The sequence below is a fragment of the Stutzerimonas stutzeri genome (assembly GCF_002909485.1).
GTDB lineage: Bacteria > Pseudomonadota > Gammaproteobacteria > Pseudomonadales > Pseudomonadaceae > Stutzerimonas > Stutzerimonas stutzeri_AH.
The window spans coordinates 215,592-234,381 of record NZ_PPXG01000005.1; the positions used below are offsets into that span (position 1 = coordinate 215,592).

Genomic DNA, 18,790 nt, shown 5'->3' on the forward strand with positions numbered 1-18,790 from the left:
TCAACGTCGCTCGAGGTAGTTAACGCTGAACAATCCGCGCCGGTCGGTCCACTGCCCACGGCAGTCGAAGCCGGAGGCGTTCGCCAATGCGGCGAAGGAATCGAGCGTGTATTTGTAGGAATTCTCCGTGTGCAGGCTTTCCCCTGCATCGAAGTGGAAGCGTCGGCCTTCGATGGTCACGTCCTGCGCGGCTGGGCTGATCAGGTGCATCTCGATGCGTGATTCGGCCTCGTTGAAGAAGGCGTGATGGAAGAAACGCGACGGGTCGATGTCGCTGTCCAGCTCGTTGCGGATGCGCTGCAGCAGGTTGAGGTTGAACGCGGCGGTGACATGGGCGCGGTCGTTGTAGGCCGCTTCCAGCACAGCACGATCCTTGACCAGGTCGACGCCGATCACCAGCCCGCCGCCGGCTGGCAGCACATCGTGCAGGCGCTGGAGAAAAGCCGCCGCCTCGCTTGGGGTGAAGTTGCCAATGCTGGAGCCGGGAAAGAACATCAGTGGATGCTCGCTGGAAAAATCATCCGGCAGGTTCAGCTCGTGGGAGAAGTCGGTGCAGGCAGCATGCACCTCCAGCCAGGGATAATCGGCGGCCAGACGCTGGGTGCTGCTGAGCAGGAAGTCCTCGGAGATGTCGATGCCCAGGTAGCTGGTCGGGTGCAGCGCCTCGAGCAGCAGGCGCACCTTGCGGCTGGCACCGCTACCCAGCTCGATCAGATCGCTGTTGGGGCCGGCGATGTCGAGGATGTCGTTCGCCGCCTCGGCGAGGATCTGCTCCTCGGTGCGGGTGATGTAGTACTCCGGCTGGCGGCAGATCTGTTCGAACAGCTCGGAGCCACGCCGATCGTAGAAAAATTTCGGAGATGCCCATTTCGGGCTTGCGGCGAACCCGGCAAGGGTTTCGTCGCGCAGTGAGGCATCGTGCGGCTGTTGCAGCTGATCGTGAAAATGAATAGCCAGCGCCATATTCAAAGCCCTCTGGCCAGGCGCAGCCCGGCGAACTGCCAGCGCATCGCCGGCTGAAAAAAGTTGCGGTAGGTGACCCGCACGTGGGATTCCGGTGTGGCGCAGCAGCCACCACGCAACACCATCTGGCCGGACATGAATTTGCCGTTGTATTCGCCAAGGCTGCCGTCCAGCGGGCGGAAGCCCGGGTAGGGCAGGTAGGCGCTCGCCGTCCACTCCCAGACGTCTCCGAACAGTTGCCGGGGCCCGTCGTGACCCAGCAGGGCGGCGACCGGTTGCAGGTAGTCGCTTTCGAGGAAGTTGCCGCGCAGCGGTTGGTCGGCGGCGGCGACTTCCCATTCGGCTTCGCTCGGCAGTCTTGCACCGGCCCAGCGGGCGTAGGCATCGGCCTCGTAATAGCTGATGTGGCAGACCGGCGCTTCCAGGTCCAGTGGGAGCAGGCCGCCAAGGGTCATTTCGTGCCAGCTGGTTTCTTCGTGCAGCCAATACAGCGGCGAGTTCCAGCCGGCCTGCTGGATCAGATCCCAACCATCCGACAGCCACAGCTCCGGACGGGCGTAACCACCGTCGGTGATGAACGACAGGTATTCGCGGTTGGTCACCGGCCGTTCGGCAAGCTGAAAATCCTCGACGAACTGACGGTGCCGCGGGGTTTCGCAGTCGAAGGCGAAATCGCTGCCGGCATGTCCAATGTGCTGCACGCCGCCGGCAAACTCATGCCAGCGGGCCCGCTCCGGCGCGGTCGGTAGCGGCTTGGCGAGGTCGTGGCGATAGACCGGATGCAGCGGGTTCTGCGCCAGGATGTGTTTGATGTCCATCAGCAGCAGTTCCTGGTGTTGCTGCTCATGCTGAAGGCCCAATCCGACGCGACGGACGATCTCGGCAGCCTGCTCACGAGGCGGGCTGCTCAGCAGCTCGCCCATGGCCTGATCGACGTGCCGGCGGTAGCGATAGATATCTTCCACGCCCGGGCGTGACAGCACACCGCGGCGCGCCCGCGGAAACGGCAGGCCATGGGTCTGGTAATAGGAGTTGAACAGGTAGTCGTAAGCGTCGCTCAGCCGTCGATAGCTGGGCAGATAGGGCAACAGCAGAAAGGTCTCGAAGAACCAGCTGACATGGGCCAGGTGCCATTTCGGCGGGCTGACCTCCGGTGTGCTCTGTATGACGTAGTCCTCGACCTGTAGCGGCGTACAGATCGCCTCGCTGGTAGCGCGCACCTGTTGGTAGCGCTGCAACAACAGGTCGAGCTCGGCCAGCGCTGGATGCGGATTTGGCTGCTCTGCCAGGTTGCCCATTGGCTCTCCCCCTACGGTTTGACGACCGAAACGGCCTCCCATAGCGACCCGGTGCGTCGGGTAAAAGTTTCTGCCGACTGGCCTGAACTCGACCTCGGCCAAGTCACTCCTTGTAGAAGCAAAGCAGGAGAGCAAGCCATGCGAAAGTTAGTCATCCTGGGTTCCGCGGCGCTGTTGGTTGCCTGCGGGCAACACAACACGGCGTCTTACACCGATGCTGCCGGGGCACCGAAAAGCGCAGAGACTCGCACGTTGGAGGCTGGGGCCAAGCTGCTGCAGGGCAAGGCGCCACTGGATGCGGTGAGCGCCTATCTCAACGGCTTTCACTTCTACAACGGCGACATGAACGGACAGATGGAGGCGCACCATTACGTCACTCGCGTGAATGAGGACGTGATGCAGGCGCTGATCTACGACGGCAATGGCAGCGATGCCAAGCTCATGGGCGTCGAATACATCATCAGTGCCCGCCTGTTCGAAAAGTTGCCCGAGGATGAGAAGAAGCTCTGGCACAGCCATGATTACGAGGTGAAGTCCGGCGCGCTGGTTGCGCCCGGCCTGCCGCAAGTGGCGGAAAAGCGGCTGATGGAGCAGGTGGTCAGCACATACGGCAAGACCTGGCACACCTGGCATACCGACCGCGACAAGGACCTGCCCTACGGTATCCCGGCGCTGATGATGGGCTTTACCGCGGACGGGCAGCTGGATCCGGTACTGGAAAAGGCCCGTGACGACCGCATCGGGGTGGATACCCAGGCGATCCGTCGCAGCCGTGAGTCGATTCCGCAGCCCAATGTCGATCCATCTGCCAATGCCTGGGAGAAAGGTGAAGTGATTCAGCTGCAGCGGGTGCGCGGCGCCGGCGAGCACCGCCACGGTAATACCGCTGGCAAGGCCGAGATCAACGAATCGGGACGCATGCAAAAACAGCGGCAGCGCAGCGAAACGCGCTGAGCGCCGCTTACGCTCCTCCCGCAATGCTGGACCGGAGCGAGTTTTGCTTCAGTTTCGTAGGTGGGATTTAACCCACCAAACTGCCAAGTCAGGCGACATGCGGCGTGCTGAAGTCCACCCTACGGTCGGCGTGGGATGCTGCAATTGAGCAGTGTTCTGAGCGCCGCGCCACGCTCACTGCTTGTCCTGGAGAGGCGGCGTCGGGCGGATCAGGATTTCATTGACGTCCACGTGCGCCGGTTGTGACAGCGCATAGACCACCGCGCGGCCGATGTCTTCCGGTTGCAGGGCATAGGCTGGCGGCTCGTCGAACAGCGGCGTGTCGACCATGCCCGGCTCGATCAGTGTGACCCTCACGCCGGTCCCGCGCAGCTCCTCTCGCACGCTCAACCCCATGCCGGTCACCGCCCATTTGCTGGCGCTGTACATCGACCCGGGAATGACGAAGCGCCCGGCGGCCGAACCGGTGAGCAGCAGGTGCCCACGGCTGGCCTTGAGCGCGCCCAGGGTACAACGCAAGGTCAGACCGACGCCGTAGACATTGGTCAGCAGCATGGCTTTCCATACCTCGGGATCGGCGCCGCTAAAGCCGCCTTCGCTGCCGGGGATACCAGCGTTGGCATAGACGGCATTGAGCTGGCCATAGTGACCCAGCACTCGCTGCACCATGGCCTGCTGTGCGGCGTAATCGGTCACGTCACAGCGAATGGCGAGGGCACGTTGCGGCCCGATCTCGTCAACCAGATGCTGCAGCTTGTCTTCGGAGCGGGCGGCGAGCGCCAACCTATAACCGGCGGCCGCCGCCATGCGGGCGGTGGCCGCACCGATGCCGGAGGAGGCGCCGGTGATCAACAGCACAGGGCCGCTCATCTCAGTCCTCAGTAGTTTGGAGTGGTTTCCGGGATAGAACTGTCGTCGGTAATGAACGGCATGCTCCAGGGCTCCAGAGCGCAACCTTTGTCGAGTAACTCCTGACGGGTCTGCTCGATTACCTGCGCCATGCGCAGCGGGTCGGCGTAGTCACGCACTTGCGGCACTCGGGCAAGTTCTTCGCCTGCCCCGTTCATCACGGTGAAGCCGAAGCTGTCATCTTCGGTGTTGGCGCTGGTCACGCAACCGCAGGGCAGAAAAGCTTCCGAAGCCAGTTGCATGGCGTTGTCCAGACTGAGCGGGGTAGTGGTCATGTTTATCTCCGTTTCGTTGCAGATGTCTGAAGTTGACCGCCATATCCGGCAGCCGTTTCCCCGTCGCCGACCGGCTGTCGCTTGTACAAAGGCGAGCCCAGCACCATATTCATCGGCATGACCGCCTCTTATCCCGATCCTCTGAGCTGTTTCCATCCCGCTGTGGCGGGCTGGTTTTCTCGCAGCTTTCCTGCACCGACACCGGCGCAGGCAGCTGCCTGGCCGCTGATCCGTGCAGGACATTCGACATTGGTCGCCGCGCCGACGGGCTCGGGCAAGACGTTGACGGCCTTTCTTGCCGCCCTCGATGCGTTGGTGCAGCAGGGTGTTGCAGAGGGCGGGCTGGCTGATGCCACGCGGGTGCTCTATGTGTCACCGCTTAAGGCGCTGTCCAACGACATTCATATCAACCTCGAAGCGCCGCTCGCCGGAATTACCGCGGAGCTGGCGCGGCTCGGGCTGGCGCCGCTGGAAATCCGCACCGCGGTGCGCACCGGCGACACACCGCAGGCCGAGCGCAATGCCATGCGCAAACGGGTGCCGCACATCCTGGTCACCACGCCGGAATCGCTGTATGTGTTGCTCGGCTCGGCATCCGGCCGCGAAATGCTCGCTGATGTGCAGAGCGTCATCGTCGATGAGATTCACGCCATCGCCGGCAACAAGCGCGGCAGTCATCTGGCGCTGTCGCTGGAACGACTGGAAGCGCTATGTGGCAGGCCGTTGGTGCGCGTCGGCTTGTCGGCTACGCAGAAACCAATCGATGCTGTGGCGCGCTTTCTGGTCGGCGTCGGGCGACCGTGCGAAATAGTCGATATCGGTCATGGTCGCGCTCGCGATCTGGCGCTGGAAGTGCCGCCCGTGCCGCTGGAAGCGGTGATGAGTAACGATACCTGGGCACTGGTCTATGACCGCCTTGCGGCGTTGGCCAGCGAGCATCGCACCACGCTGGTGTTCGTCAACACGCGGCGCATGGCCGAGCGCACCACGCGGTATCTGGCCGAACGGCTGGGCGCCGCGGTGGTGGCTGCGCACCACGGCAGCCTGGCCCGCGAACAGCGGCTAAGCGCCGAGCAGAAGCTCAAGCGGGGCGATCTGCGGGTACTGGTCGCGACGGCCTCGCTGGAGCTGGGTATCGACATCGGTGATGTCGAGTTGGTCTGTCAGCTGGGCTCGCCGCGCTCGATCTCGGCCTTCTTGCAGCGGGTCGGGCGGGCCGGGCATCAGGTCGCCGGTGTCTCCAAGGGGCGGCTGTTTCCCAGCTCCCGCGATGACCTGATCGAGTGCGCTGCACTGCTCGACGCGGTGCGTCGGGGCGAACTGGATACCCTGAAGATCCCGCAGGCGCCGCTGGACGTACTGGCGCAGCAGATTGTCGCCGAGGTGGCCTGTCGCGAATGGGGCGAGGATGCGTTGCTGCAACTGTTCCGCCGGGCGATGCCCTATGCCGCGCTCGACGAGGCGACTTTCCAGTCGCTGCTGCGAATGCTCTCCGACGGCTACACCACGCGCCATGGAACGCGCGGTGCCTACCTGCATCGTGACCTGGCGACGCGCAGCCTGCGTGGTCGGCGTGGCGGGCGACTAACCGCGTTAACCTCCGGCGGCACCATTGCCGACAACGCCGACTATGCGGTGCTGCTGGAACCGCAGGGGCTAAATATCGGCACGGTGAACGAAGACTTCGCCGTGGAGAGCCTGACCGGCGATGTGTTCCAGCTAGGCAACACGTCGTATCGCATCCTCAAAATTGAATCTGGGCGGGTGCGTGTCGAGGACGCCCAGGGCATGCCGCCGAGCATCCCGTTCTGGCTGGGCGAGGCGCCGGGGCGCAGCGACGAGCTGTCCTTTGCCGTAGCGCGGTTGCGTGACGAGATTGATCGGCGGTTGACTGAGGGCGCTCCTTCCCCCTACGCAGGGCGCCCCAACCCTCTCCCCAAGGGGGAGAGGGAGCAGGCTGAGGCTGCTGGAACGAATGATGAAGGGCCAGGCACCGGAAGGGTTGCGACTGCTGCTCAAAGCGGCGAAGCCCCACGCGTGGGTGATGAACAAGCTTCCCTGCCTGTCCCAGCGGCGGACCAGGCGCCCTCTCCCCTCCGGGGAGAGGGCTGGGGTGAGGGGGCGGCGGTGGGTAGAGTGGACCTATCGCCCGCGATCGATTGGCTTACCGGCACCCTTGGCCTGGCGGAAACCGCCGCGCGACAGATCGTCGAATACCTGGCGCGTGCCCGCTCCGCACTAGGCGCCTTGCCGACTCAGCAGCGGCTGGTCATGGAGCGCTTCTTCGACGAGTCCGGTGGTACCCAACTGGTCATTCATTCGCCGTACGGCAGCCGCATTAACCGCGCCTGGGGGCTGGCGCTGCGCAAGCGGTTCTGTCGCACCTTCAACTTCGAGCTGCAGGCAGCTGCCACGGAAGACGCCATCATCCTCTCGCTTTCTACCAGCCACAGCTTCCCGCTGGCCGAGGTGTGGCGCTACCTGCACTCGGCCAGCGCCGAGCAGGTGCTGATCCAGGCGCTGCTGGACGCTCCGCTGTTCGGCGTGCGCTGGCGCTGGATTGCGACTACGGCTCTGGCTTTGCCGCGCATGGCTGGCGGGCGCAAGGTCGCTCCTCAGCTGCAACGTATGAAGAGCGACGACCTGCTGGCGACGGTGTTTCCTGACCAAGTGGCGTGCCTGGAAAACATCGTCGGCGAGCGAGAGATTCCCGACCATCCGCTGGTGCGGCAGACCCTTGATGACTGCCTGCATGAGGCCATGGACAGCGAAGGCTGGCTGGCACTGTTGCGCCGCATGGAGGGTGGCGAGGTGGAGCTGCTGGCACGGGATCTACCTGCACCATCGCCGCTGGCCATGGAGATTCTTGGCGCACGTCCCTATGCCTTTCTCGACGATGCACCGCTGGAAGAAAGACGCACTCAGGCGGTACTCGCGCGGCGCTGGAGCGATCCTGAATCGAGCGACGACTTGGGCGCGCTGGATCCTGAGGCCATCGCTGCGGTGCGCGAAGAGGCTTGGCCCGAGGCGCGCAATGCTGACGAACTGCACGAAGCGCTGACGGCAATGGGCTGCATCGCCGAGTCCGAGGCTGCCGCTCGGCCGCATTGGCTGCAATGGCTGGCCGAGCTTGCGCACGGCAGGCGCGCGACGCGCATGCAGGTGGCCCATGATCGCGCCCTTTGGCTTCCGCTCGAGCGGCTAATGCTGCTACGCGCGGTCTATCCGCAGGCACCGTTCGAGCCGCACCTGCAGGCACCCGCCGGATACGACCAGCCGATCACGGAAGATGAGGCGCTGGTGGATTTGATTCGAGCCCGCCTGAGCGGCTTCGGACCGATGCCGGTTGCGTTGATCGCACGGCCGTTAGCCTTGCCTGCCTCTGTCGTCGCGATGGCGCTGACCCGCCTGGAAAGCCAAGGCTACGTGCTGCGCGGTCGTTTTACCGCTGGCGCGATCGAAGATGAGTGGTGCGAGCGACACCTACTGGCGCGTATTCATCGCTACACGGTCAAGCGATTGCGCAGGGAGATCGAACCTGTCGAACGCACCGATTTCATGCGCTTTCTCGGTGACTGGCAGCATCTTTCCGGCGCCACGCGCATGCAGGGCCGCGAGGCGCTGGTCACGGTCGTCGAGCAGCTGGAAGGTTTCCAGGCTGCCGCCGCGGCTTGGGAAGCGGATCTGCTGCCGACGCGGCTCAAGGACTATGGCGGCACCTGTCTGGACGAACTCTGCCGTTCCGGGCGTATCGTCTGGACACGGCTTGCCGGACGCCTCAAGGCCAGCGCGGGCCCGGTGCGTGGCACGCCGATCGTTCTACTGCCGCGTCGGCGGTTGAATGCCTGGCTAGCACTGGCGGCCGATGCACCGGCGCCAGAGCTTTCGTCACGGGCCCAACGGGTTTTCGATTGCCTGCAAACCCAGGGCGCATTGTTCTTCGATGAGCTGCAGCATGACGCGCACCTGCTGCGCAGCGAGCTGGAAGACGCCCTTGGCGAGCTGGTCGCGGTGGGGCTGGTGAATGCGGACAGCTTTGCCGGTCTGCGCAGCCTGTTGGCACCCGCCAGCAAGCGCTCGCGAGCGGCCCGCCGGACACGTGGCGGCGCCTTCATTGGTGGCATGGAAGATGCCGGGCGTTGGGCGTTGGTGCGCAAGTCAGGGGCCGGTGACGAGAAGGTTAAGGCGCGGGCAACGTTCGATCCTGAGGCGCTGGAACACATCGCCAGGGTGCTGCTGCGGCGCTACGGGGTAGTGTTCTGGCGCTTGCTGGCGCGTGAAGCTGACTGGTTGCCGCCCTGGCGCGAACTCTTACGGGTCTATCACCGGCTGGAAGCTCGCGGCGAGATCCGTGGCGGACGCTTCGTCTCAGCCGTGGCGGGTGAGCAGTTCGCGCTGCCGGAGGCGCTCGGATTGCTGCGCGAGGTGCGCAAACGGCCAGCGTCCGGCGAGCTGCTGGCGGTATCGGCGGTCGATCCGCTGAACCAGTTGGGCACTTTGTTGCCGGGCGTCAAGGTGCCGGCGTTGGCGGCCAATAGAGTGCTTTTCCGCGACGGCATGCCGGTGGCTGTGCTGGTGGCGGGCAAGCTGCAATGGCTGACGGAGTTCGATGAACACGGTCAGCGCGAGGCACGGCGGTTACTGACGGCAACAGGACGCTGAGCAGCAAAGGTTCTGCTTAAGCAGCAGGCGCCAGGCATTTCAGGTTGCCGAAGTCGGTCCGCAATTGCGCCAGGCGCCCAGTGAGGTGCTTGCGCTGCCCATCGTCGGCGAGGGCGTAGAGGTCAGCCACCAATTCCAGGCCGGCCTGCTCGGCACGCTGCAACGTGGCCCGATCGCTTTCGTTCATCAGCGCCTCGCGTTCCTGCAGGAGTTGCGCGATGCGGGTATCGAAATCGTCGTTGTGACGTTCTTCGACAGCAGCAAGCAACATCGTCTGCCAACGCTCGCGATTCTCCAGCCAGCGGCTGTTCTGTTCGCGCAGGGCATGCGCCCAGACCAGCACGCGCTGGCGCTGCTCTGCATTGAGCTGCCCAAACCAGTACTGCAAGCGCTCCTGCATGCGCTCGGCGCGTTCACGAATCTGCTGGTCAAGTGGCGGCGTCAGGTACTTTTCCCGGTGTTCGCGTCGGTTTTCCTCCAGCCCTTTGCGCAACTCAACGACTTGTTTGTCATTCAGCGCACGGAGAACGTTGCTGGCGGTCGGGGTGATTTCCACGGCAACGGCATGCATGGCTTCCCGAACGGCGCGGTAGTGTGGCTCAAGGTCGCTGTGATCGAGCTCGCCGTCAGCGCTATCGCGCTCAAGCTGCTCGACGCTGGCGAGAAGCTCCGGCAGCTGCGTGCTGCAATGCCAGGCCAGGTGTTCACGCAGCCGTTCGCGTAGCTCGCGCTGCTGACCGCGATCAAGGTCCAGATAATCGTTGAGTGTCCAGGGCACCAGCATGTCGATATTGCGATAGACCAACGTAACGCGGCTGCAGCCGGCCAACAACAGCGTGGCGAACAGGGTCAGCAGAAGCAGGCTGGTGGTAGGGCGCATCGTCTCTTTCCTCCCGGTACGGCGCTTTTCTGTAGAGCAGTGGCGGCGCCAGGGGTTCGCCCCAGGGAATGTTTCGTCGGTGCAGGCGAGTAAAGGCGCCCGGCGTGTGGTCTCCATTAAATGCGCCAGCATCGCGGAAGCGAGGTGGTAGTCCTATCCCAGCAGCAATGGAGAAATGCCATGACCTCTCAAGTCAAACATCTCAGCGGCGACGACGTGCCCAAGGCCTGGCGCCCGACCTGGGCCGTGTGTTGGGTGGTGGAGTTGAATGGCACCGTCGTCGGCGGTCCCTACGCCACCGAAGAAGAGGCTCGCGCAGTGCTAGAGGGCAAGGAGGAACCGCGTATTTCACAAACCCCTGCGCCCTGACCGTCACACAAGCCTGAGCCCGTAGCTAGCGTGACTGCTCCAGGCAGTGCTGCGGGCAAGGCGCTTGATAGGGCACCGATGGCGGAGGCGGTGCGACCAGCTGGTTCACCAGTTCCAGCGATTTGTCGAATGAGGGATATCCGCTACGCGCCACGTCCAGCTCACCGTAGGCCTGTTTGTAGCGATCGGCTTTGGCTGGATCGGCTACGTCCAGCAGATAGGGCTCCTGGTAAATCTTGTAGAGCAGCGCCACCGCATGTGGATGGCCTTTGCTCTTGGCCTTCTCCAACAGCTGCAGCACCTCCGAAGGCTCCGGTCCTTGCCGAATCAGCAGCAATGCCTGATAGAACTCGGTCTCGCCGCGCCGATCCAGTTTCGCGCTGCGATCAAGCAGAGCCTGGGCCAGCTCATAGCTATCTTCATCGGCGATAGATATGAGAATTTTCGCCTGCATCAAGTCGTTCTGATACAGCAGACGTTCGGCACGACAGTCGTCGTTCCAGAGGCGATCGCAGGATTGGCTGGCGCAGCCGCCAAGGGTCAACAGCAGGCCGAACAGCAGTGCCTTTTTCATGGCTGACTCATTCTCCGTTTCTTTTTAGCCAGTATGGGCCGTGCCAGCTTCGATCCGCTATAGGCGCTTACGTTCGCTCAAAAATAGGAGCAGGGCGCATTCATTGGCTGCAGGCCGTAGCGCCTGAGCAGGGTCTGCCAGCGCGCACTGTGCGGCAGGTCGGCAATGAGCTGCTGCACGAACTGAGTGGTGTCCGCGTTCAGACTGGCTGTCATGAGCACATGGCGATCGAATGCATACAGCGGGATTGGCGAAACGTACAGCTGCTCATCAGGTACTTCCGTCAGGCTGTAGAACAGCCGGGACGACCGGGGAATCAGCGCTACATCTAGGCGCCCGGAGAGCAGTTTGTTCAGATTCTGCAGATCGCTGTGCACATCCTCGCGATGAATCAGGTCCTTTTCGATGTCGTTCTCCAGGGCGCGATAGCGGTGCCCGAGAACCCCGCCCAAACGCATGCCGTGCAATGAGCGCGGCCCGTCATAGTCGACTGGCGCATCGCTGCGAGAGACAAAATCCTGAATATCGCACAGTAGCGGACGAGTCCAACTGGCGTGGGCCGTCAGCCGTTCGGGAAAGAACTCCGGCGTGGCCCACAGCAGAATGCCGGGCTCATTGGTGGCGAGCCGTGCGTCGAGACGCTTGCGTGGCAGTTGTGTCAGCTGGAAGTCGTAACGACCGTGATTGGTCGGATGCTCGTTGAGCAGCTGTACCAGCGCTTCGGAAAGCCCATGGCTGTGCCCGGAGGCGAAAGGCGGAGATGGCTGATAGGCCCAGACGGCGACGGGCTCGGCGGCCAGAATGTGCAGTGGAAACACGGTCAGCAGCAAGAGCAGCAATTTCTGCATCGCGATCCTGTCGTAGCGAAAAACCGTCGTGGCGAATTGCCTCAACGAGCCCGCCAAGACTGATTCAGCGAAGCGTGTAAAGCAAGCACACTCCGTCACTCGGGGGCGAGGGGAGATGCTGGCTAGGGTTCAGAACCGTTCGTGCTCGCCCAGAAAACGCCACTGGTTGAGCGGCAGCTTGGCCATCGACAGGCGACCAATGCGAATACGCTTCAGAGCGACTACATGCAGGCCAATGGCTTCGCAGAGCATGCGGACTTCGCCTGGTGCGGGTTCCTTGACCACCAGCCGCAGGCGGTTTTCGCTCTGCCAGCTGACTTTGGCCTTGGGCAGTATTCTGCCGCGATGGCCGATACCTTTGGCAAGCAGCGCCAGCCCGTTCGTTTCAGCTTCGCCGCTGACTTCGACGACGTATTCCTGTTCCAGCTTGTCACGCGTGCTGGTCAGCAAGCGGACCACATCGCGCTGCTGGCTGAAGATGGTCAGGCCGCTGGCATCATCGTCCAGCGGCAGCAGCAGGTTCTGCTGGAGCAGGTGCCGCTTTAGCGGCTCGATTCGGCTGGGATCGTCATTCCAGTGGTCGCTGGCCAGCAGAGCGCGGCGAGTGCTTTCGACCTCCACGCCGATCACTGTGTCGGCGGGCTTGTGCAGCAGCAGTGTCACTGGCGGAATTTCTTTCGCCGTGGCACCGGCCTGCAACTCGATGTGTTGTTCCGGTCGCACCTTGAGGAAAGGCGCTTCGACCAGTTCGCCGTCAACGGTTACCCAGCCACCCTCGATAAACAGCTCTGCTTCGCGCCGGGAACAGCCGAGTTGTTCGGCGAGGCGTTTGGCAAGGCGTACAGGGTCGGTCATGGTGCGCTCGGGACGGGGAAGGGGGGTGGAACGCGGCGAGCCATAACTGCGCTGGCTCGCCGAAGGCGGTTCGATTTCAGACCATCACTTCTTGCTGATGGTGATCTGCCGGGACGGGCCCTGGGTCTGGCCACTCACGCCGTTGGGGATGGACTGGACCTCACCGCCTGCCTTGATAAAGGCGGCCATTTGAGCAGCAAGAGACTGGCTGGTTTCAGAGGCGGGTTCGGGTTTGCGCTTGGCGCTGGTGGTTTTCGTGGCCATTGGATCACTTGTCCTTGAATCAGTCGAACCGGGCATTATACAGATTTGATCAAATTTTGTTCAGTTTTTTATGCCCGGTCATTTCTTGAAGCGTTTTTGCAACCACCGAACGCGCTGTCTGGTCTTCAATGAAGCCGCGAAACGTGGGTTTCACGACTGAACCGCCTACCCGGAGGACCAACATGCTGCGCCATGCCATTTGTACCACGCTCTGCGGTTTCGCCATTGCCGCTTCGTCCCAGGCCATTGCCGAGCCGCAGCGCTATGCCAGCGAGGCCGGTCAGGTGACAGTGAAGGAAATTGCTTCGGGTCTGGAGAACCCTTGGGGGTTAGCCTTTCTGCCGGACGGCGAGCGCATGCTGGTGACCGAGCGCCCCGGTCGCTTGCGTGTGGTTGGCCTGGACGGCAGTCAGTCCGATCCGCTCAGCGGCGTGCCGGAGGTGTACGCGAAGGCCCAGGGCGGTCTGCTCGATGTGCGCCTGTCGCCGGGTTTCGACGAGGATCGTCTGGTTTACCTAACCTATGCCGAGGAAGGCGAGCAGGGTAAAGCCGGGACCGCAGTGGGCCGCGGACGGCTGAGCGACGATCTGTCCCGGTTGGAAAATTTCGAAGTGATCTTCCGCCAGATGCCAAAGCTGTCCACCGGTATCCACTTCGGTTCGCGGCTGGTGTTCGATGATGATGGGCATCTATTCGTCGCGCTAGGCGAGAACAATCAGAGACCGACCTCGCAGGAACTCGACAAGCATCAGGGCAAGGTGGTGCGCATTGGGCTGGACGGCAGCGTGCCGGACGACAATCCGTTTGTCGGTAAGGACGGCGTGCAACCGGAAATCTGGTCCTACGGTCACCGCAACCAGCAGGGCGCGGCACTCAATCCGTGGAGCGGCGTGCTGTGGACCAACGAACACGGTCCGCGTGGCGGCGACGAGGTCAACATTCCCCAGGCAGGAAAGAACTATGGCTGGCCGCTGGCGACCCATGGCATCAACTACAGCATGCTGCCGATCCCCGAAGCCAAGGGTAAGACCGTCGACGGGACGGAGTCGCCGCACCATGTCTGGGAGAAGTCACCTGGCGTCAGCGGCATGGCGTTTTACGACGCGCAGCGCTTCCCTGGCTGGCAACACAGTCTGTTCATCGGTGCGCTGGTGGACCAGTCGCTGATCCGCTTGCAGCTTGATGGCGACCGCGTGATTGGTGAGGAGCGACTGCTCAAGGAGCTGGGCGCGCGCATCCGTGACGTCCGCGTCGGGCCTGATGGTTACCTCTATCTGCTGACCGATGCGGGAAGTGGCAAATTGCTGCGGGTTGGTCTGGAAGAGCAGTGATCTATTGATTGTCGACGAGGCCGCTGGCCTCGTCGTTTCCGCTGCATCATGCCAATCTCCGCTGCGCACGGAGCTATCCCGCTCATCGCCTGTCCCACTCTCATCGACGGCCACTTCTGCTGGCCTTCGGAGTGTTTTTGCGGGTTCGATAACAAGATCGAGGGAGAAAGGCCGTGGCTGTGGTTATCAGCGGATTGTTCTGCGTCATTGTCGGGCTGGCGCTCGGCGTCGGAGGGGCGAAGGTCATCAGCCTGGGAGGTACTTGGTACTTTGCCGTAGTGGCGGCCGGTTTTCTGCTGACTGGCGTGTTGCTGCTGATGCGCCGCCGAGCGGCGCTGTGGGTCTATGCGCTGCTGATGCTCGGTGCGCTTGGCTGGGCGCTGTACGAGGTGGGGCTGGACTGGTGGCAACTGGCGCCGCGCGGCAGCATCATCGCGCCACTCGGGCTGTGGTTGCTGATGCCATCGATCGCGCGCCGTCTCGGCTGGCAGCACTTTGGCTTTCGCGCCTGGGGCGGCGCCGCACTGCCGCTGATGCTGGCGGTCTTGCTCTGGGGCGTGGCGGCGGTTTATGCGGTGGGGCATGACAGCCACGACATCAAGGGCATGCTGCCGCCACCCTTGGCCGAAGCGCCGGTCGCCGAGGACAGTGTTCCGGCCGGTGACTGGCATGCATACGGGCGCACCCAGCACGGTCAGCGCTATTCGCCGCTGGCGCAGATCACGCCGCAGAACGTCGAGCGCCTGGAGCCGGTCTGGCATTACCAGACCGGCGACGTCCGCCGCCCGGAGGATCCCGAGGAAACCACCTATGAAGTCACGCCGCTGAAGGTCGATGACAGTCTGTACCTGTGCACGCCACACAATCTGGTGATCGCCCTGGACGCCGAAACTGGCCAGGAGCGGTGGCGCTTCGATCCCGAGGTGCCGCACTCGGTCAATCGTCAGCATCTGACCTGCCGAGGCCTGTCTTACCATGCCGCTCCGCAGGCTAGCAGTGAGCAGGCATGCCGGCAGCGGCTGTTCATGCCAACTGCCGACGCCCGGCTGATCGCCCTGGATGCCAAGACCGGTGAAGTCTGCCCGGGCTTCGGCGATAACGGCGAGGTGGACCTGTGGGCGAACATGCCGCACGTCAAAGAAGGCTTCTACTACTCCACCTCGCCGCCGGTAGTTGCACGAGACGTGGTGATCATTGGCGGGGCGGTGAATGACAACGTGCGGGCCAACGAGCCGTCCGGTGTCATTCGTGCCTATGACGTCTATAGCGGCGAGTTGAAATGGAACTGGGACCCGGGTAATCCTGATGAAACCGCGCCCATTGCCAGCGGGCAAACCTACAGCCCCAGCAGTCCGAACAGCTGGAGCATCTCCAGTGCCGATGAAACCTTGGGCATGGTCTATGTGCCGCTGGGTAATCAGGTGCCAGATCAGTGGGGCGGGCGGCGTAGCGAGAACAGCGAGCGCTTTTCGTCCTCTATTGTCGCGTTGGATCTGGATAGCGGCCGGCTGCGCTGGGTGTTCCAGACCGTGCGTCATGACCTCTGGGATATGGATGTGCCGGCGCAGCCAAGCCTGGTCGACATCCAGACCAAGGACGGCCCGGTGCCGGCTCTGGTGGCGCCGACCAAGCAGGGTGACATCTACGTACTCGACCGCCGTAGCGGCGAGCCTATTCTGCCGGTAAACGAAGTGCCGGCCCCACAGGGGGCCGCCGAAGGCGATTGGGTCGCCAAGACGCAGCCGGCGTCGGCGCTGTCCTACGAGCCGCCGAAGCTCCAGAGCAAGGACCTGTGGGGCGCCACGCTGATCGATCAGATGATGTGCCACATCCAGTTCCATTCCCTGCGCTACGAAGGGCGCTACACGCCGCCGTCTACCCAGGGCACGCTGGTCTACCCGGGCAACTTCGGCGTATTCAACTGGGGCGGCGTGGCTGTCGACCCAGTGCGGCAAATGATCTTCAGTACACCAGCGTACCTGGCCTTCACCTCACGGCTGATTCCTCGCGAGGATGCAGAGACGACCTACGTGTCGGAGGAGGAGCCGTTTCTCAACGAAAACTTCGGCTCGCCGTTTGCCGTCGAGCTGAAAGCATTCGTCTCGCCCATCGGGCTGCCATGTACCGCGCCGCCGTGGGGCTACGTGGCCGGTGCCGATCTGCGCACCGGCAAGACCCACTGGCTGCGCAAAAATGGCACCGTGCGTGATCGCTCCCCGATCCCGCTGCCGTTCAAGATGGGCGTGCCGAGCCTCGGCGGACCGATGATCACGGCCGGTGGCGTCGCGTTCTTGAGCGGCACGCTGGACTACTACCTGCGCGCTTATGATGTGGGTACTGGTCGTGAGCTGTGGAAGGCGCGTCTGCCGGCCGGTGGGCAGGCTACGCCAATGACCTATGAGAGTCGCTCGGGTCGGCAGATGGTTGTCGTGGTCGCCGGTGGACATGGCTCGCTGGGTACTAAAGCTGGCGATTCGGTGATCGCCTATGCACTGCCACGCTGACTGGCGCTAGAATCGCCGCCTTTATATTCGGGACCGCCCAAATGGCCGCAATCGGACGTTACAACAGCCTGCAAATCGTCAAGCACACCGGTTTCGGCCTCTATCTCGATGGCGGCCCGGACGGCGAAATCCTGCTGCCTAACCGTTACATCCCCAAGGACACGCCGACCGAGGTGGATGACTGGCTGAACGTCTTCATCTACCTCGACAGCGAGGACAAACTGATCGCTACCACGGAGAAACCCAAGGTGCAGGTCGGTGAGTTCGCCAGTCTGAAAGTAGCCGAGATAAACCGCGTCGGGCTGTTCCTCGACTGGGGACTGCCCAAGGACTTGCTGCTGCCGCATTCCGAAGAGAAGCGGCCGCTGCAGGTTGGCGATTACTGTGTGGTCTACGTTTACATCGACAAGCGCACCCGACGTATCACCGCCACCGCGCGCCTGGACCGCTACCTTGACAAGACGCCGGCGAGCTACAAGGTGGGCGAGGCGGTGGACCTGTTGATCGTCGAGCCCACCGACCTCGGTTACAAGGCAATCATCAACGGACAGCATTGGGGGCTGATCCACAAGAACGAGGCGTTCAAGTTCTTGCGTGGCGGTATGAACGAGCGCGGCTTTATCAAGGAACTGCGTCCTGACGGCAAGATCAGCCTGAGCCTGCAGCCGGTGGGTAGCGAGGCGACCGATGCCTTGCAGGCGTTGATCCTGCAGCGGCTTGAGGAAAACCGGGGTTCACTGGATGTGAGCGACAAGAGCCCGGCGGAAGAAATCGCTCGCCGCTTTGGCGTCAGCAAGGGCAACTTCAAGAAGGCCATCGGTGGCCTGTACAAGCAAGGGCGTATCGTCATCCACCCGGATCGTATCGAACGCGCGTGACGGAATGCCGGGGCGGTCGCAATGACCGCCCAGCGGCAAGCTCAACGCAGCTACAGATCCAGATCGATCTGCCTGCTGCCGATTCCCTTTCTCAGTGACTCCCCGCCACGAGCCGCATAGCTTAGCTGTCCACCGATCAGTCGAGCTGGGGCGGTAAAAGGGTGGGGCGCAGGCGGCTTCTCGTCCTGAATGTGTAGCACTTCGATACCGCGGGTTTTCAACACGTCCGACACCAGCGAGCGATGACAGCGCCACCAGAGCACTTCCGCACACATCATCGCGGTGCGTTCATTGGCAGCCATTTGCAGCAGGCATTGCAGGCCCTGGCCAAATTCGGCGCTCTGCAGGTGGTCGGCGTAGCCCTGAAACGAGCTATTGCGCCACGCCAAGTTGGTTGAATCTTTCACGGGACGGCGCCGGCCGCCCAACTCCTCGATCCAACAATAGTGCACTCCATGCGCCGCCAACGCTTCGCGTAGCGCATTTTCGCCGAACTGTGGAAGTCGCCTGGAGCCTGGGAAACGCCGGACATCGGCGATGGCTTCGATCTGGTGGTGGCGCAGCACATCGATGAACTGCTCCAGCGTGCGTGTGGAGTGGCCGATGGTCCACACCGTCATTGGATGAGTCATGACTCAGTCCAGCTTTCGCAGTGCCGACTCTTTATGCATCGCCACATGGTCGGTCTTGTCGCTCTTGATCTCGTACTGCGGCGCATCTGGGCTGGCGCGTCGTGTGCGGCCCATGAACTCGGTATCGGCTGTATGCACGCGAATGATGCGGCCATGGACCCGCCCTGCCTCGGAATTCCAGCTCACATGATCACCCACCTTGTAACGCTGGCTCATGGGGGCCTCCTTAATTTGCCTGTTCAGTCCGCGTTGGACCACGGGCAGCTGGCGACGATCAACCGGAAGACCCGACACCCGCAGCGTGCAGACAGAGGGGGAATTTTGCCGCGAAGGCATATACCGTTCGTCGCCAAGTTAAATAGCGATTAATGCTTCGATAGCCCTCATCGATTCAAAAAAACGGCGCTTTTACAGCGCCAAATTACCAACTAAAGCGGTTCGGCGTAGTATCACTTAGACATCTTGAGCCAAAGGAGTAGTGGCAACTTAATGTTAATTGCAAGTTTGTGGCGTTTTATTGGCGATCTAATAACGGCTAAAAATTTCCATTCTTTTTCGAAACCTATTATAAAGCCGGCACGCAAGACGATTACC

General features: G+C 62.6%; 17 protein-coding genes. 6 read left to right on the forward strand and 11 right to left on the reverse strand.

Annotation, left to right across the window (positions count from 1 at the left end; genetic code table 11):
* Both egtD and egtB read right to left on the reverse strand, forming a co-directional pair.
* Positions 1 to 963, reverse strand: coding sequence for an L-histidine N(alpha)-methyltransferase (egtD, locus tag CXK91_RS13740; RefSeq protein ID WP_103456687.1), 963 nt, complete (start codon positions 961 to 963; stop codon positions 1 to 3).
* 2 nt (positions 964 to 965) lie between these two features.
* Positions 966 to 2,261, reverse strand: a complete 1,296-nt coding sequence (egtB, locus tag CXK91_RS13745; RefSeq protein ID WP_103456688.1) for an ergothioneine biosynthesis protein EgtB — start codon at positions 2,259 to 2,261, stop codon at positions 966 to 968.
* Between the two features lie 138 nt (positions 2,262 to 2,399).
* Here egtB and CXK91_RS13750 point away from each other — a divergent pair, with 138 nt between their 5' ends.
* Positions 2,400 to 3,215: an OBAP family protein gene (locus CXK91_RS13750; RefSeq protein WP_103456689.1), complete on the forward strand. Its 816-nt coding sequence runs from the start codon at positions 2,400 to 2,402 to the stop codon at positions 3,213 to 3,215.
* A 174-nt stretch (positions 3,216 to 3,389) separates the two neighbouring features.
* Here CXK91_RS13750 and CXK91_RS13755 read toward each other — a convergent pair whose 3' ends face one another.
* Both CXK91_RS13755 and CXK91_RS13760 read right to left on the reverse strand, forming a co-directional pair.
* A complete protein-coding gene (locus CXK91_RS13755; RefSeq protein WP_103456690.1) occupies positions 3,390 to 4,085 on the reverse strand; it encodes an SDR family oxidoreductase in 696 nt (231 codons plus the stop codon).
* A gap of 8 nt (positions 4,086 to 4,093) precedes the next feature.
* Positions 4,094 to 4,399 (reverse strand): hypothetical protein, encoded by a 306-nt coding sequence (locus CXK91_RS13760; protein WP_103456691.1) that lies wholly within the window; start codon positions 4,397 to 4,399, stop codon positions 4,094 to 4,096.
* A 117-nt stretch (positions 4,400 to 4,516) separates the two neighbouring features.
* On the opposite strand from CXK91_RS13760, the gene CXK91_RS13765 reads away from it, so the two are divergent.
* A complete protein-coding gene (locus CXK91_RS13765; protein ID WP_103456900.1) occupies positions 4,517 to 9,061 on the forward strand; it encodes a DEAD/DEAH box helicase in 4,545 nt (1,514 codons plus the stop codon).
* Positions 9,062 to 9,077: 16 nt separating this feature from the next.
* On the opposite strand, the gene CXK91_RS13770 is transcribed toward CXK91_RS13765, so the two are convergent.
* Positions 9,078 to 9,941 (reverse strand): DUF6279 family lipoprotein, encoded by an 864-nt coding sequence (locus CXK91_RS13770; protein ID WP_103456692.1) that lies wholly within the window; start codon positions 9,939 to 9,941, stop codon positions 9,078 to 9,080.
* A 180-nt stretch (positions 9,942 to 10,121) separates the two neighbouring features.
* Here CXK91_RS13770 and CXK91_RS13775 point away from each other — a divergent pair, with 180 nt between their 5' ends.
* On the forward strand, positions 10,122 to 10,310 hold the full coding sequence (locus CXK91_RS13775; RefSeq protein WP_103456693.1) for a hypothetical protein: 189 nt from the start codon (positions 10,122 to 10,124) through the stop codon (positions 10,308 to 10,310).
* A 25-nt stretch (positions 10,311 to 10,335) separates the two neighbouring features.
* Here CXK91_RS13775 and CXK91_RS13780 read toward each other — a convergent pair whose 3' ends face one another.
* From CXK91_RS13780 to CXK91_RS13795, 4 genes are all read right to left on the reverse strand, one after another.
* Positions 10,336 to 10,884, reverse strand: coding sequence for a hypothetical protein (locus CXK91_RS13780; RefSeq protein WP_103456694.1), 549 nt, complete (start codon positions 10,882 to 10,884; stop codon positions 10,336 to 10,338).
* Between the two features lie 77 nt (positions 10,885 to 10,961).
* On the reverse strand, positions 10,962 to 11,732 hold the full coding sequence (locus CXK91_RS13785; RefSeq protein WP_103456695.1) for a substrate-binding periplasmic protein: 771 nt from the start codon (positions 11,730 to 11,732) through the stop codon (positions 10,962 to 10,964).
* 129 nt (positions 11,733 to 11,861) lie between these two features.
* Positions 11,862 to 12,587 carry an RNA pseudouridine synthase gene (locus tag CXK91_RS13790; protein WP_103456696.1) on the reverse strand — a complete coding sequence of 242 codons (726 nt, stop codon included), beginning with the start codon at positions 12,585 to 12,587 and terminating at the stop codon, positions 11,862 to 11,864.
* Between the two features lie 84 nt (positions 12,588 to 12,671).
* Positions 12,672 to 12,851 carry a hypothetical protein gene (locus tag CXK91_RS13795; RefSeq protein WP_103456697.1) on the reverse strand — a complete coding sequence of 60 codons (180 nt, stop codon included), beginning with the start codon at positions 12,849 to 12,851 and terminating at the stop codon, positions 12,672 to 12,674.
* 182 nt (positions 12,852 to 13,033) lie between these two features.
* Between CXK91_RS13795 and CXK91_RS13800 the strand changes: the two genes are divergently transcribed.
* From CXK91_RS13800 to CXK91_RS13810, 3 genes are all read left to right on the forward strand, one after another.
* Positions 13,034 to 14,182 (forward strand): PQQ-dependent sugar dehydrogenase, encoded by a 1,149-nt coding sequence (locus CXK91_RS13800; protein ID WP_103456698.1) that lies wholly within the window; start codon positions 13,034 to 13,036, stop codon positions 14,180 to 14,182.
* Positions 14,183 to 14,355: 173 nt separating this feature from the next.
* Positions 14,356 to 16,686: a glucose/quinate/shikimate family membrane-bound PQQ-dependent dehydrogenase gene (locus CXK91_RS13805; protein ID WP_103456699.1), complete on the forward strand. Its 2,331-nt coding sequence runs from the start codon at positions 14,356 to 14,358 to the stop codon at positions 16,684 to 16,686.
* A gap of 41 nt (positions 16,687 to 16,727) precedes the next feature.
* Positions 16,728 to 17,564: a CvfB family protein gene (locus CXK91_RS13810; protein ID WP_103456700.1), complete on the forward strand. Its 837-nt coding sequence runs from the start codon at positions 16,728 to 16,730 to the stop codon at positions 17,562 to 17,564.
* A gap of 50 nt (positions 17,565 to 17,614) precedes the next feature.
* Here the strand turns inward: CXK91_RS13810 and CXK91_RS13815 are convergent, their stop codons facing one another.
* Positions 17,615 to 18,196 carry a DUF488 family protein gene (locus tag CXK91_RS13815; RefSeq protein WP_103456701.1) on the reverse strand — a complete coding sequence of 194 codons (582 nt, stop codon included), beginning with the start codon at positions 18,194 to 18,196 and terminating at the stop codon, positions 17,615 to 17,617.
* 3 nt (positions 18,197 to 18,199) lie between these two features.
* A complete protein-coding gene (locus tag CXK91_RS13820; RefSeq protein WP_103456702.1) occupies positions 18,200 to 18,412 on the reverse strand; it encodes a DUF2945 domain-containing protein in 213 nt (70 codons plus the stop codon).
* Between the last annotated feature and the right edge of the window lie 378 nt (positions 18,413 to 18,790).

Coding starts and splice junctions, on each gene's coding strand:
- egtD (WP_103456687.1), bottom strand. CDS start 963: ATGGCGCTGGCTATTCATTTTCACGATCAGCTGCAACAGCCGCACGAT.
- egtB (WP_103456688.1), bottom strand. CDS start 2,261: ATGGGCAACCTGGCAGAGCAGCCAAATCCGCATCCAGCGCTGGCCGAG.
- CXK91_RS13750 (WP_103456689.1), top strand. CDS start 2,400: ATGCGAAAGTTAGTCATCCTGGGTTCCGCGGCGCTGTTGGTTGCCTGC.
- CXK91_RS13755 (WP_103456690.1), bottom strand. CDS start 4,085: ATGAGCGGCCCTGTGCTGTTGATCACCGGCGCCTCCTCCGGCATCGGT.
- CXK91_RS13760 (WP_103456691.1), bottom strand. CDS start 4,399: ATGACCACTACCCCGCTCAGTCTGGACAACGCCATGCAACTGGCTTCG.
- CXK91_RS13765 (WP_103456900.1), top strand. CDS start 4,517: ATGACCGCCTCTTATCCCGATCCTCTGAGCTGTTTCCATCCCGCTGTG.
- CXK91_RS13770 (WP_103456692.1), bottom strand. CDS start 9,941: ATGCGCCCTACCACCAGCCTGCTTCTGCTGACCCTGTTCGCCACGCTG.
- CXK91_RS13775 (WP_103456693.1), top strand. CDS start 10,122: ATGACCTCTCAAGTCAAACATCTCAGCGGCGACGACGTGCCCAAGGCC.
- CXK91_RS13780 (WP_103456694.1), bottom strand. CDS start 10,884: ATGAAAAAGGCACTGCTGTTCGGCCTGCTGTTGACCCTTGGCGGCTGC.
- CXK91_RS13785 (WP_103456695.1), bottom strand. CDS start 11,732: ATGCAGAAATTGCTGCTCTTGCTGCTGACCGTGTTTCCACTGCACATT.
- CXK91_RS13790 (WP_103456696.1), bottom strand. CDS start 12,587: ATGACCGACCCTGTACGCCTTGCCAAACGCCTCGCCGAACAACTCGGC.
- CXK91_RS13795 (WP_103456697.1), bottom strand. CDS start 12,851: ATGGCCACGAAAACCACCAGCGCCAAGCGCAAACCCGAACCCGCCTCT.
- CXK91_RS13800 (WP_103456698.1), top strand. CDS start 13,034: ATGCTGCGCCATGCCATTTGTACCACGCTCTGCGGTTTCGCCATTGCC.
- CXK91_RS13810 (WP_103456700.1), top strand. CDS start 16,728: ATGGCCGCAATCGGACGTTACAACAGCCTGCAAATCGTCAAGCACACC.
- CXK91_RS13815 (WP_103456701.1), bottom strand. CDS start 18,196: ATGACTCATCCAATGACGGTGTGGACCATCGGCCACTCCACACGCACG.
- CXK91_RS13820 (WP_103456702.1), bottom strand. CDS start 18,412: ATGAGCCAGCGTTACAAGGTGGGTGATCATGTGAGCTGGAATTCCGAG.